The following is a 12,880-nucleotide window of genomic DNA, read 5'->3' as shown; positions in this document are numbered from 1 at the left end:
ATCAGACCCCGAACTGGACGTGCCAGGCGCGGGGATCCACCCAGCGACTGCAATCGATGCGGATGAGCCCCTCGCGATCGCCTTCGGCACCGACTGCCGCGATGAAGCCGCCAAGGCAGATCCCGAGCAGGCCACCCGACATGACAATGTCACCGCGGTGGGCCAGCGCTGGCGATACCGAGCCGAACTTGGCGTCGAGCGTCGCGGCCAGATCTCCCGCACCGATGCGGCGAAGCGCACGGATGGATCCAAGCGCGGTCGAATAGCGGCCGCGAAATTCCGGCATGGGATCGACGCCGGTCATCGCCTCGACGGCACCGGACGCGAACGTGCAACAGTCGTGCGAACCCCAGGCGAACGGGCGCAAGCGGAGGGGCTCGAGATACGCGGCAAGCCGCGTCTCCCAATCGGGTCGACGGTACATTGACGTGCTCCCGTCAGGATCTGCGGCTGGCGCCGTTGGCGATCGCGATCGCGAGCTCGGCCGAGCGATCGCCCGGGTCGTAGCTCTGCTGATCGAGATAGGTTCGGTTCGACGCCTGGCCGAAGAAGGCGAGATACGATTCGACGTCGAGGTTGATCGTCTGGCTCGTCCGATCGCCGACGATCTTCGGCACCGACATATAGCCGGTGTAGTACGACCAGATCGCGCCGATGCGCGTCAGCTGCTGCGGATCGAGCATCGCACGCCAGAGCCGGCAACCGCGCCCGACATAATTCGCGCGGTCACCGATCTGCGTCATCAGCTCATCGTCGACGCCGGCGAGTCCGGAAAGCTGCAGGGACAGCGTATCGGTACCGCCCTCGCGGGCCTTGACCGGACCGACCGATACGACACGTGGGTCGATCGCGGTGAAGGTGAAGCCGTCGAGATCCTCGTCGCCGGTACCGCTGAAGGTGAAGCTGTACGGCGCATTGGTCACGCGGATCGGCTCGTCGGCCAGATCGAGGAGGCAGAACGTCACCGGCTTGCGGACGTCGGCCGCGAGCGCTGCATTCGCCGAGGCGTCGGGGCGGCTGTCCATCAAAACGCCTCCTCGCAATCGAACGCGACGCTGTAATTCTGCCCGATGCCGACGTCCCAGCCGTTCTTCGGGTCCGACATCGCCATGACCGCGTACGGCCGCTTGACCTCGATCGCGGCGCCGTCGGTCGGCACCACCCGGATGTATGGCTTGATCGACAGGGTCGCTTGACCGTTCGCGTCGGCAACGACCGGCGCGTTCAGCATCAGCAGCTGCTCGCCGAGCGTGATGAACTGCCCCCGCTTCAGCTTCAGGCCCGCCGCGCCCCAGCCCGACGTCGCGAGCGAATGACCACCCTGCCCTGCGCCCCGGACACGAACATCGATCGCGCCGGCAATCTGCTCACGCTCGCATGCGATCACACGAAAGCTGTTTGCGATACCGTCGCAGTCAACGACGAACGCCCGCCAGTCGAGCGCCTGGGCTTCACCGATGATAGGCGGCAAGGTGACCTTGGCGAACCAGCGCGGCGCCGCCGACAGCAGCGTGACGCGCCGCTTGCCGGTCCATTCACCGCGGTTGGCCTGCCCGGGTTGGTCGATGCGCCAATCGACCTTTGCGGCGATCGGCGCCGACGGCATGGCGATCAGCATTATTCGAACCCTCCGGGCAGGTCGCCGCGGCCGAGCTTGCGCATCGTCCGCGAAGTGGCGCCCGCCATGATCGGCTCGGCGGTGGCACTGACGGTCCGGAGCGAAACGCTTTCCATGCGCGCGTCGAATTCCGGACCCGCGTTGACCGTGACATTGGCATCGAGCTGCATGCGATCGGCACGCCGTCCATAGACGTCGTTCGCAGCGGACTGGACGTTCGGCAGACGCGGCATGACGCCGACCAGCCCGCCTGTGGCGAATGCCGGCAGGCGGTTGTCGTTCATGGCCTTCAGCGTTGGCAGGTTGCGGCGCGTCGCCTCCGCCGTCATCACGAATTCGCCGTTCGACAGCCAGGCGAGAATGTCGTCCGACGTGCCCGTGCCAGGCCCGATGATCTGACCGCCGGTAGCATAGCCCTTGACCTCGCCGCCCTTGGCAAAGCCGAGGAAGCTGCCGCCGATCGCCCCCAAGACCGCCTTCTGGATCGCGATGCGCGCGAGGTCCGCGATGATCGAGGATGCCATCCGCTTGAAGGCAGACTGCACCGACTCGGTCCCGTCGATGATCCCGAGCAGGCCGCTTTCCAGCGTCTGCAGGCCGTTGACCGCAACGCCCTGCAGCGCCGTGTTCACGTCGTCGGTGTTGCTCTTGAGATCGGCACGGTACCGATCCAGCGGCCCCGCGCTCGACTGTTCGGTCTGGTCACGACGACCGGCGAATTCCGGCTCGACGCGCCCGAGCTCGCGCTCGAGCCCCTGCTTGCGAACCGGATCCTTTTCCTTGTCGATCGCCGCCTGCAGGGTGGCGCGCGCCTCACGCTCCTGAAGGTCGAGGATCTGCAGGGCGATCGCGCGACGATCCTTGGCGGTGGTCGCGAGATCTCCCTGCAGCTCGAGCAAGCCGATCTGCCCGGCAATATCCTGGCGATCGACGTCGCGCTGACGCTCCGCCGTTGCAACGCGCTCGCGAGTGCGAACGCCGGCAACCTTGAGATCGGCACTGGCTGCGTTGAGCGTCTTCAGCTCGTCGGCCTTAGCCTGCGACCAGCGCTTTTCGGCGACGCCAGCCTGGGCGGCACTGTTCAAGCGCTCCTGCTCGAGGCGCAGCATTTGCACGTCGAGGTCTGCCGCGCCTTCGATCGTATCCGCCTGGGTGCGGGTCGCATCGAGCAAGTCCTGCTGCGCGCGTGCTTTTAGCTGCGCATAGGCTTCTTCGTCACGGATCCGCTTCTGCTCAGCCGCTTCACGTTTCCGCGCTTCGGTATCTGCCTTGCGATCGGTTTGCTCCTGGGAAGGGCCCTTCTTGCCGAACGCGACATGAAATACGCGTTGCGTTGGCTCGTCGAGGATCTGCCTGAGCGCTACGCCCTGCTTGGCAAAAGCCTCCCGGATCTTTGCGATCGTGATCCCCGGACCATAGGCGATGTCGACCGCCTGCCCCCTCTCGTGATCACTGGTCCCGGGCTTGGCAACCGGGCCGACATGACGGCCGGCAAGCTTGTCCGCGTAGATCCGCTCTTGGTCAGCGGTGCTGCGCAAGCCGCTGGTGACCCGGCCGCCGATGCTCGCGACGATCGTGCGCGCATCGGCTACCGTGATCGAGCGGCCGAGCTGATTATTGTTGCCGGTACGCGACGCGTTCGACTTTTCTTTGTTGGCCTCTTCGATCCTGGAAGCCTGCTGAAGGCGCAGCGTCCGCAGCTGCTTCGTCAGTACCGCATCGACAGTACCCTCGGCGATCGCGCGCTTCTTCGCCTTCTCGATCAGGCCGTCAGGACCGTCATATTCCCGATTGATCTGCGCGACTTTGTCCGTGGACCGCTTCGCAGACTCATCGGCGAGATTAGCGCGCGTTTCCTGGACCGCGGCATTCGCTTTCGCGATCTTGCCGTCCACCGCCTTCAATCGCGCTTCGAGGTCAACGACCGTCTGTGCCGCCTGCCCCTGTATCAACGATGCCGTACCGGCAAAGCCACCGGTGCCAGGCCGGTTGGACGCACGGGCCGCGCCACGCGCGTCCGCGAGGTCTTTCGCGAGTTTGGACCGGTCCTTCTGAAGCTGGGCGAGATCCTCCTTCGCGCGGATGTTGGTCAATTCCGCGTTGGTCTTGAGGGCGTCGTTTTGCTTCTTCAGCTCCTCGGTAAGCTTCCGAACGTCATCGGCAGCGCCCGCCTCGGTCTTGGCGAATGCGTCCTTTGCCTGATCGGCGATCGCGGACTTTTCCGCGTTCTCCTTCAGGGCATCGGTCTCCTTCTTGACCGCGTCGCCGCTCTCCAGGAGCTTGCCCACGAACGGCGAGAGCACGACAAGGGCCGAACTGAACACGATGCCCCACGGGCCGCCCAGCAGGCCTAGCAACCCCTTTGCCTCGCCGCTGATCAGGCTGATCGCCTGAACGACCTGCCCGGACTGCTGCGCGAAGATGATCGTCGCAGCCGTGCCCGATGCATACTGCGTGGCGACGTCACCCAGCTGGTAGGACAGCTGCTGGTACCCGGACTTGGCCTGGCCAGAAATTGCCACCGCTTTAGTCTGCGCGCCGCCCAGCGCGCCGAGCTCGTTACGAACGCCCGCGATGACGTTCGACTGGCCACGCATGGCAACAGCTTCGCGTTCGGCGCCGATCGCCGCGGCTTCGGCCGCCGTGGCATAGACACGGGCTGCGCCGGCATCGTCCTTCGTCGCGGCTGCTGCGCGTGCGGCCGCATCGGCGACCAGGCGCAGACCTGCGGCCTGCCGCTCGGCCGCGCCCGCCGCCTGATCAGCTGCAGCAGCGTCGACGATCTGAAACGCGGCCGCGCCCGACGGAGCCGAGTCGACCTGCTTGGCATTACGGCGGATCTTGTCGAAGGTCGCGCTGTAGGCGCGCTCGATCTGGCGGGCGGACTGCTCGACGGACTCACCACCGAGGCTGGCAAAGGCCTTGCGCACCTCGTCGGCGGTGTTGTCGGCCGCCGTGCCGAACTCGTTCAGCACGGACCGGCCGGCCTTCATCGCCGCCGATAGTCCGTCGATGTTGCCCGAGACCTGCAGATACAGGTCGCGGCGGTTGGATGATGCCATGTCCGCCCTCCCCGTTATCGCTTGTTCGCGGCGATGCGCGCGTCGATCATCGACCAGAGCTCATGCGGGGTGGCCGACCAGAATTGATCGGCCGACCACCCAAACGCATCGAGCGCAAAGCCCATCAGGCGGCGCCAGCGTCCTCGCTCGTCATCGCTGGAACCGCCTTCGCTTCCCCCAATGCGGTGCGACCACCGGACGCGGCATCGAGCAGGACAAGGGTGAGCCGTCCCAGGGCCTTGTGCAGGCCCTCTTCGTAGATCAGCTCACCGATGCGCTCGGCATCGACGTTCTGGGTCTGGAAGTCATCCGGCGCGGCGCCGGCGCGGATGAGCTCGGCCGCGATCGTGCCGAGCTCCTCAAGCGACAGTGCGCCGGCGTTGCCACGCTGGATGAGGGTGAGCGTCGACCGTTCGGTCTTCCGCTCGATCGCGCGCATCGCGGTGTGCGACGGGCGCAGGCGATAGGGAACGCCAGCGAGCAGCAGCTCGTGCTCGCCGCGATCCGGGTTCGCTGGCGCCAGGCTCACGCGCCGGCGACCGCGGTGAACGCGTCGACGATCGGCGCCGCGGCGTTAGCCATGTCCATCGAGAAGGTCGCAGGCGCGTCCTTCGGGAACGAAGCCGAGAAATTGCCGATCGCGATGAGGCCGTGATACTTGATCACGTTGCCCTTCTTGATCTGGACCTCGACCTGCGGGGGCGAGCTCTTCGAGGCAGCTTCGGCCGCAGCAAAGCCGGCATCGGGAAGCTTCAGGTTGCCGGCGACGGCGAACGTGATCTTCTGCTGGCCATAGCTGGTCGCACCGTAGACGCCGCTGTCCTTGTCGCTGATGTCCTGCTCCTGGCTCGAGCGCTTCCAGTCGAGCGAGGTTTCGCCGCCGATCGGAATGAAACCGGCGCCGCTCTTGATCGCGACGCGCCAGTCATTCCCGAATTCATTTGCCATGTGGTGTCTCCTTTTCCCGGCTCACGCCGGCTCTGCGAAAATTGCGAGGGTGGTCAGGCCGGCGTATGTGACGCCGTCCCGGGCCGCGGCGCTGGCGATCGCGCCGCGCCAGGTGACGCGGAACGATGCCCCGCCGAGCGACAGGATCGCGCCGTCGGTTGCGACCCGCGCCTGATGCATGAGGGCGAGCAGCTCGCGGCGATCGTCGCCGCGGTAGACGGTATGGATGTCCGCCTCGATCTCCTCGAGCTGGTCATCCTTGCCGCCGGCATTCTCGCTGCTGATGTCGCCGACCAGGTGAAATGGCGGCTCGAAATCTTCCTCGAGGGAATGCCGGACCATCGACTTCTGCGCCTCGGGAAGCCGGGCGCGGATCAATGCAATGAGCGCGTCCTGAGTGCCCGTCATCAGGTCGATCGGCTCGGTCACGGCTTGTCCCCTACCCGGGCGAGCACGCCCGCCCAGAAATCTGAAAGATGGCTGTCCGCGACCTGCTGAAGCAGCGGCTGCTCGACGAACGGCCGCTTACCCTTGGCTTTCACGCGCAGCTTGTAAGGATCGCCGACATATGTGCCGCGGTTCGGGCTCGAGCTGCGCCGCAGCCGCCGCTTGGGCGTCTTGTAAACGAGACGCCGGCCGGTGCCGTTGCGGCCGTTGCCCTTGACCGTCCGCTTCTTGATGCGCCTGGTCACGAGCACGGTTTGCCCCGCGCGGCCGAATTCGACGAACCGGCCGTAATACGGCCCGCCCGCGAGTGCCTTGCGCTGGCGGCCGTTGAAGGATCCGGCTGCGCGCGCGCCCTGCAACAGCCCGACCTTGACCGACAGCCGCTCGAGCAGCAGCTGATACGACAAAGCGGCCTCGAGGGCGCCGGTTGCCTTTGCGACGTCCTGGTGCTGCGCGGCGGATAACTCGCGGGCGATGATCGCCAGCTCGACGGCCATCTCGTCGTGCGCAGCAGAGGGCAACCGGTCGATCAGGCTGTACGCGTGGGCAAGCCCCTGCACCGATGATCGTGCCATCAGCTGGTTTTCACCGCGCCGTCGGTATCGGCGAGGATGACGAGCTGCTCGCGCCTGCCGTCCGGATCTACCGCCGAGCGAATGTTGAGATCCTCGGCACCGTAGCGCAGTTGGTCCTTGGGGAGCAGATCCCCGCGCCACCGCGCCGTGATCTGATAGACGCGGATCCCGCGCAGAACCTTTTCGCGAACCGCCTCGGTACCGGTCAACCCGAGCACCTCGACCGGCACGGCGCTGGCGCCTGCGACCGCTGCCCAGCTGGTCGTATAACCACCTCGGCCGTCGTCGACCTTGGTTGCGCGCATGATGGCAACGCGGTGGCGGAGCCGCCCGGCCGAGAGGCGCATTAGTCTTCCGCCCACTTCGCGACCGGATCGAGCAGCCATGTCACGCCGAGCGGCAGCTCGACGCTACCCGCACGGCCATCGACGCTGACGCCTTCCGGCAATGCGAACCACGTCGCCACGATCAGGCAGATCGCCTGGCGAACGACGTCGATGTCGTCGACGGGGATCGTCGGCGCATCGCCGACGATCGAATAGCCGATGCGTTTCTCGACCGATCGGCGTGCCGCCTTGATGAGCCGCTCGATGCGCGCGTCCTGGTCCGTCGCGCCCGGGTCCAGACCAAGGTCGTTCTTGATGTCTGAGAGCGCGACGGGCTCGGTCACGCGACCAAGCTCTTGGCGTAGGCGACCGCGACCGGATCGGCATCGACCTGATCGAGCCGGATCTCGGCTTCAACGCGGTCCATGACGATCACATCGTTGGGGAGGTGATCGTCATAAGCGACGAGCACCCGGACCTCGATGGTTTCGTCGACCGGCGCGGTTGCTGCATCCGCCGCGGGTACAGCGGCCGGTTCGGGCGAGGGTTCTGGCGACGACGACGGTTCGCTCGAGGTGTCGGCCAGCGTTTCCGCAACGGGTGCCGGCGCAGTGGTTTCAGCTGAATCGTCAGCGGGCGGCGAGCTGTCGCCCTGCGTGTCGCTCGTGTCGCCTTCGCCGTCCGACGTCTCGCCGCCCGAGGCGGCCGCGGAATCGGATGGGGTCGAAGCAGCCGGGCCGGTCGGGGCGGCCTGCGACTGGTCAGTGCCGGTGGCCGATGCCACCCGCTTTGGGGTTCGCGCCATGGTGCGCTCCTGTGTTGTTCGGGGACTATCGCCGGGGCCGTAGCCCCGGCGCCGGCAGTCGGCTTACGAGGCCGAGTGCTGGAAGTACTTCACCGGCTGGCCAGCCGAGACGAGCTTGCCGTCGCCGCGGGCCCAGGCGAGGAAGCCGACCTGACCGCGGGTGGTGTAGTAGCTGTCGTCGAAGCGGAAGAGGGTCACCTCCATCACGTCACGGACCAGGAACTGCGACAGGTCGCCGAACAGGATCGACTTGGCGTTTGCCGCCGGTGCCGGCATGTCCTGGTTGATCGTGTACTTGTAGCGCAGGAACGTGTCCGGATCCTTCGCCGACAGGCCGGGCAGCCAAAGCGGATAGCCCGACAGATCCTTCATCTTCTTCAGATTGCGCAGCATGAAGTCGTGGAACATGTAGCCCACGCCCGGCATCGTCCGGTACGCCGGATCGACCGAATGCTCGAGGTCGATCATGTCGTCGTACGTCGGGCTCGTGGCCGTGCCGGTCGCGCCGACCTTGCCGGCCGCGGCCGACGTCAGCATGCCAGTCGGCTCGTTGACGCCGCTGCCGTTGGTGTACTTGGCGTTCTGCGCACGGGCGATGCGGGCAGCAGCTGCGCGGCGCACGAACGCCTCGATGTCGATGCCCGGACCCTGATCCTGCAGCAGCTCGAAGGGCAACGTGAAGACCTTCGACGACCACTTGTAGGCGCCAATGCCGGTCGTGCCGAACTGGACGTCCTGCGAGCTCGCCGGCTGGTTCTCGGCGACGATCTCACCGACCTGACCGGTCTCGTCGACCGTCGGCCAGGGCAGGTTGGCGCCGCTGGCGGTCTGGATGATCGTGGCGACGTCGCGGATCCCGCCGAATGCGCGCAGTGCCTCGAGCAGCTCGCCGCCGAAGCCGGCCGGCACGAGGAAGCCGCCGGTGTTGCCGGTACCGACCGACTGGGCGTTCTGGGGACGGCCGGTGCGGAGCACGGTCGCATCCTCAGTCGTGAGGCCGCGCTCGCCGTGGATCAGGAAGTTGCGGAAGGCTGCGCTGTAGCGCGTGGCCTGTTCGCGCTGCTCGGGCGCCAGGTTGTTGAGGACGCGGTCATTGGCCTCGGTACCGGCCTCGTCGACTGCGCGATCGCCATCGATCTGCGCCTGGCGCTCGGCCCGCGTGATCTGGCTGTCGATACGGTCGATCTCTTCGTAGATCCCGTCGACCTGCGCCTCGATCTCCTTGGTGTATTTCTCGCCCGTGTTGGTGTCGAGCAGGTTGCGGGCTTCCTTCGCCTTAGCGGCGCGCTGGTCCCGAAGCGCCTTGATGTTCAGCATGAGGGTATTCTCCAAAGAAAAAGCCCCGCGGATAAGGCGGGGCCATCGGGGGTGCCGGGATGGGACCGGCGCCAGGGGTGAAGCGGCGTTACGCCGTTCGTTCGTACAGCCCGAGACGCGCCAGCGAGCGGATCCGCGCGGCGTCGTCGATCAGGGGCGTTTGTTCGGTGAGGGCCTTCGGCGCGTTCGCATAGGCAGCGACGTTGAAGGTGCTGGCTTGCGCCTTGGCCGTGCCGATCGGCGTGACCGAATTGGCGAAACCGGCGTCGACCGCTTCCTGCGCGGTGAACCAGGTCTCCGCCTTCATCCAGGCGACGATCTCGTCGGCCGACTTGCCGGACTTCTTGGCGTAGCCTTCGACCAGGACGCCATCGATCTTGTCGAGCAGCGTCGCGGTGGTGCGCATGTCGTCGGCATTGCCGAGCGCCAGCGTCCACGCCTGGTGGATCATGTAGAAGCCGCCCTCGACGATCTCGACGGCGTCGCACGCCAGCGTCAACGCGGTCGCGGCCGAGGCGGCAAGACCGTCGATCTTGGCGGTGATGGTCGAGGGGTGCTCGGCGATCGCCGCCATCATCGCCCGCGCCTCAAACACGTCGCCGCCGGGGCTGTTGATCCGCAGCGAGATATTGGGCGCGGTGATCGCGCCAAGTGCGCGGGCGAAGTCGTTCGCCGAGATGCCCCAATAGCTATCGATCACGTCATAGACGTAGAGGCTGGCGGTATCGCCCTCGACCTCGGAACGGATGGGCGTGCCCTTGCCCGCATTCGCGCGCGCAAGATCGAATAGCTTACGATGCATCGTCGGAACCCTCCTCGGGGTCGGTTGGGGTTTGCGCCGGATCCTTCGGCGCTGGCGGTGCGCCGGCGACGGGCGGCTGCGGATAATAGACCGTGTCAGCATTGGCCGACTTGAGCGGCGACAGGTTCTTCTTCCGGCGAACTTCGTTCTGGCTCATGTAACCGGGCAACTGATTGCCGCCGAGCGCGCGGGTGAACATCTCGCCCTGCGCCTTGCTGTCGCCGACCTCGAGCGCGTCCGGATCGAAATCGACAAACAGGTTCGAGGTACGCGCGCCGATGACCGGGAACAGCTTGCGCGTCAGCTCCTTCGCGAAACGGCGCATATGCGGCATGACCGTGTACAGCTTGAAGCCGATCGTCATCTGCTCGATGCCCGTGCCCCAGCTGGTCGCCGCCGACGTCTCACCGATCATGTGCGGCGGGGTGCCGAAGATGCGGGCGACGTCGACGACGGAATATTGCATCAGCTCGAGCAGCTGCGCATCCTTCGCCGACACGCTGACCTGCTTCCACTCCGCGCCATTCTCCATGATCAGCGGATTGTGCGCGTTACTCACCCCCTGCGCGCGCTTGCGCAGATAGGCCTTGAACGCCGCACGCTGTTCCGGCGAGACCGCCTGGTCCTTCGGAAACTGGAAATAGTCGTTCGTCATCAACCCGCGTTCGAACTGACCGGCCGTATAGTCCCGGGTCGCGAGGTTGATGCCGATCGCCTGGGCATGATGGGAGATCGCCGACAGCGCACGGATCCCGCCGGCGTCGCGGCCGAAGCCGCGGAAGTGGATCACGTACGAGCTGTGATGGTCCTCGGTGCCGCCGTCGATATTGGTGAAGCGGTACCACGTCGCTTTGTCGGTCGTCCGGAACGGCATCACCCGCGCCGGGTGGTAATAGTCGACCGACGTGATCTTGCCGTTGCGCGCCTGGCGCATCAGGCCGTAGCCGTTCCCGCGCAGCAGCATCGCGCCAGCCTGCAGCTCGATGAACTCCGGACCCGACATGTCCTCGTTAGGTTCGACCTGCAGGAAGCGATTGAACTCGTGGTCCGCAACGGGACGGCGCATGCCGTTCGAGAGGTGTTCGTAGACCGCGAGCGGCGCCGACATCATCGCACCGCTGATCAGCGTCGTGCAGCGCCAGACCGCCGTCGAGCGCATGGCGGTTTCCGGCGTGACCATGATGCCGGCCGCTTGCTGGCCACCGCCATACCAGTCGAACGAGGTGCCCTCGCCGCCGGTGATGGGGATCGCCTCGACCGCATTCTGTACGCCGGCGTTGCCCGCCATCGCTGCGGCCGCGCGAGCCGACAGCTTGTAGCCCTCAATGCTCATGCGTCATCACCGTCGTCGACGTTGTCATCGTCCAGGTCGACAAAGAATGTGCCGGCATAGGTTTTCCCCTCGAGCTCGGCGCCGTCGGCCGCGCCCGCGCCCATGGCGCAGGTCACGATCCCATCGATGCGGCCTCTTGAGCGCTTCTTGTTGAAGGCCCGGTTCTTCAGTCCGTCCGTATCCAGCGCCGCGTTGCTCGCGCAGGCGTAGGTTACGGGCGACTGATCGATCACGATCGTCCCTTTCAGGATCCGATCCTCGAAGCGCTCGATCGAGCGCGGCATGCAGAGCTGACGATCCTCGAACACGACGCGCGTGCCCTGCGCGTGCTTAACCAGCTTCAGCCCAACCCCGGCCGGTTTGTCCGGCCCCTCGAACTGCCAGACCGGGAAGCCGTTCAGCTTGCAGGCCTCCAGGAAGTCCGCGAACTGCGCAGGATCGAACACGAGCTCCTGGACATTGTGCTGCGCGCAAATGTCGGCAACGCGCGCGGCCGGGAACGTCTTGTCGATCGTTGGGCCATCGACCGCGGTCAGGTAGCCCGCCTCGACCCAATCTTCGTACGGCGCCTGGTCGGCAACCGCGCGATCGGTGAGCCCGTCCTTGGTCGTCCAGTACCAGGTCTTCTGCCAAAGGACGTCGTCGCCATCGCGCCAGGTGCATGTGAGCGCGGTGAGATCGTTCTTCTGGCTGAGATCGAGGCTGAGCCAGCACGGGCATCCCCGCAGCAGCTCAACCGTTTCGTCATCGATGACCTGAAGAACAGCCGCCCACTTGTCCTCGCGGATCCAGAAGTCGGCCGCGCCGGCGGGAATGCCAAAGTAGAGGCGCTTGACCGAGGCAGCCGTCGATAGCCGGGTCTGCGCAGTCGCGACTTCCTCGCGGATGTTCGCGACCGGGTAAGTGATGCCCAGCGCCGGCAGCGACTTGCGCCAGCAATCCTCATTCTCGAACACGGTATCGTGATCGCGCTTGTCTGTGCGCGCCACGAAAGCGAATTGCGTATCGTCCTTCACGTCGCCCTTGGCGATCGCCTGGGCGGTGTTGGAATAGGACGTGCCGACCAGCTGCGCCGTTGCCGGCGTGTTGCTGCCCATCACCATCATGGCGCTGCCCGAGATCTTAGTGATCGCACGGCGCCAGATCTCGATCTGCGTGTCGACGCTAAACTCGTGGATCTCGTCGGCCAGCACCATGCGCGGTCGCGGTCCGGACTGCTGCGCGCCGCCAGCCAGCGGTAGGAAGAACGATTGCGAGCTGGCGTGCTCGATCTTGTGGGTGTTGTCGCCTTCTCCCCGCAGGACGACGTGTCCGAGGCCCTCCAGCGTATCGCCGTCGTCATAGCCCGGCACCTGGGCCCGGCACATGGCGACGGCATCCTTGAACAGGACGTTCGCGGTCTGCTTGTTCGCGGCGATCGAGTAGATCTGCGCACGAGGAAACTTGCACCAGCCCATCGCGTAGAGGCCGAGACCGGCCATCATCGGCGACTTGGCCTGTCCCTTGCCGGTCTCGATATAACCGACGCGGAATCGCCACCGGCCGTCAGCGTTGACCCAGCCCATGAGCGAGCCGACGCAAAACGTCTGGTACGGGATCAGGTTGAACGGCTGTCCTGCTGCGGGACCGTCGGTGATCGTGAAGATC

Annotated in this window: 16 protein-coding genes; all 16 read right to left on the bottom strand. The window is 66.0% G+C overall.

Annotated elements, in window-relative coordinates; translation table 11 throughout:
• Position 1: 1 nt before the first annotated feature.
• Positions 2 to 424, bottom strand: coding sequence for a DUF6950 family protein (locus tag IFT71_RS16850; RefSeq protein ID WP_192142355.1), 423 nt, complete (start codon positions 422 to 424; stop codon positions 2 to 4).
• A gap of 13 nt (positions 425 to 437) precedes the next feature.
• Complete coding sequence (locus IFT71_RS16845; protein WP_192142353.1) at positions 438 to 1,025, bottom strand: hypothetical protein; 588 nt, start codon at positions 1,023 to 1,025, stop codon at positions 438 to 440.
• Positions 1,025 to 1,618, bottom strand: coding sequence for a hypothetical protein (locus IFT71_RS16840; protein ID WP_192142352.1), 594 nt, complete (start codon positions 1,616 to 1,618; stop codon positions 1,025 to 1,027). The genes IFT71_RS16845 and IFT71_RS16840 overlap by 1 nt, the downstream gene beginning before the upstream one ends.
• Positions 1,618 to 4,680, bottom strand: coding sequence for a M15 family metallopeptidase (locus IFT71_RS16835; protein WP_192142350.1), 3,063 nt, complete (start codon positions 4,678 to 4,680; stop codon positions 1,618 to 1,620). The genes IFT71_RS16840 and IFT71_RS16835 overlap by 1 nt, the downstream gene beginning before the upstream one ends.
• Before the next feature lie 14 nt (positions 4,681 to 4,694).
• Positions 4,695 to 4,805, bottom strand: a complete 111-nt coding sequence (locus IFT71_RS22015; protein ID WP_192142348.1) for a phage tail assembly chaperone — start codon at positions 4,803 to 4,805, stop codon at positions 4,695 to 4,697.
• Positions 4,805 to 5,209, bottom strand: a complete 405-nt coding sequence (locus IFT71_RS16825; RefSeq protein WP_192142345.1) for a GTA-gp10 family protein — start codon at positions 5,207 to 5,209, stop codon at positions 4,805 to 4,807. Before IFT71_RS16825 ends, IFT71_RS22015 begins: the two co-directional genes overlap by 1 nt.
• Complete coding sequence (locus IFT71_RS16820) at positions 5,206 to 5,628, bottom strand: phage tail tube protein (protein ID WP_192142343.1); 423 nt, start codon at positions 5,626 to 5,628, stop codon at positions 5,206 to 5,208. Before IFT71_RS16820 ends, IFT71_RS16825 begins: the two co-directional genes overlap by 4 nt.
• 21 nt (positions 5,629 to 5,649) lie before the next feature.
• On the bottom strand, positions 5,650 to 6,057 hold the full coding sequence (locus IFT71_RS16815; RefSeq protein ID WP_192142341.1) for a hypothetical protein: 408 nt from the start codon (positions 6,055 to 6,057) through the stop codon (positions 5,650 to 5,652).
• The gene (locus IFT71_RS16810; RefSeq protein ID WP_192142339.1) at positions 6,054 to 6,650 is read right to left on the bottom strand and encodes a hypothetical protein; all 597 of its coding nucleotides are present in this window, start codon (positions 6,648 to 6,650) and stop codon (positions 6,054 to 6,056) included. Before IFT71_RS16810 ends, IFT71_RS16815 begins: the two co-directional genes overlap by 4 nt.
• Positions 6,650 to 6,997 carry a head-tail adaptor protein gene (locus tag IFT71_RS16805; RefSeq protein WP_192142337.1) on the bottom strand — a complete coding sequence of 116 codons (348 nt, stop codon included), beginning with the start codon at positions 6,995 to 6,997 and terminating at the stop codon, positions 6,650 to 6,652. Before IFT71_RS16805 ends, IFT71_RS16810 begins: the two co-directional genes overlap by 1 nt.
• The gene (locus IFT71_RS16800) at positions 6,997 to 7,320 is read right to left on the bottom strand and encodes a head-tail connector protein (RefSeq protein ID WP_192142335.1); all 324 of its coding nucleotides are present in this window, start codon (positions 7,318 to 7,320) and stop codon (positions 6,997 to 6,999) included. Before IFT71_RS16800 ends, IFT71_RS16805 begins: the two co-directional genes overlap by 1 nt.
• Positions 7,317 to 7,781 carry a hypothetical protein gene (locus IFT71_RS16795; protein ID WP_192142333.1) on the bottom strand — a complete coding sequence of 155 codons (465 nt, stop codon included), beginning with the start codon at positions 7,779 to 7,781 and terminating at the stop codon, positions 7,317 to 7,319. Before IFT71_RS16795 ends, IFT71_RS16800 begins: the two co-directional genes overlap by 4 nt.
• 63 nt (positions 7,782 to 7,844) lie before the next feature.
• Complete coding sequence (locus IFT71_RS16790) at positions 7,845 to 9,098, bottom strand: phage major capsid protein (RefSeq protein WP_192142331.1); 1,254 nt, start codon at positions 9,096 to 9,098, stop codon at positions 7,845 to 7,847.
• 88 nt (positions 9,099 to 9,186) lie between these two features.
• Positions 9,187 to 9,900: a head maturation protease, ClpP-related gene (locus tag IFT71_RS16785; protein WP_192142329.1), complete on the bottom strand. Its 714-nt coding sequence runs from the start codon at positions 9,898 to 9,900 to the stop codon at positions 9,187 to 9,189.
• Positions 9,890 to 11,233, bottom strand: a complete 1,344-nt coding sequence (locus IFT71_RS16780) for a phage portal protein (protein ID WP_192142327.1) — start codon at positions 11,231 to 11,233, stop codon at positions 9,890 to 9,892. The genes IFT71_RS16785 and IFT71_RS16780 overlap by 11 nt, the downstream gene beginning before the upstream one ends.
• A complete protein-coding gene (locus IFT71_RS16775) occupies positions 11,230 to 12,798 on the bottom strand; it encodes a terminase TerL endonuclease subunit (RefSeq protein WP_244655006.1) in 1,569 nt (522 codons plus the stop codon). The genes IFT71_RS16780 and IFT71_RS16775 overlap by 4 nt, the downstream gene beginning before the upstream one ends.
• Between the last annotated feature and the right edge of the window lie 82 nt (positions 12,799 to 12,880).

The sequence above is a fragment of the Sphingomonas sp. CFBP 13733 genome (assembly GCF_014841795.1).
In the GTDB taxonomy this organism is placed as follows: Bacteria; Pseudomonadota; Alphaproteobacteria; order Sphingomonadales; family Sphingomonadaceae; genus Sphingomonas; species Sphingomonas aerolata.
The sequence above is the reverse complement of the archived record's forward strand: the minus strand, read 5'-3'. Positions and strand labels throughout refer to the sequence as shown.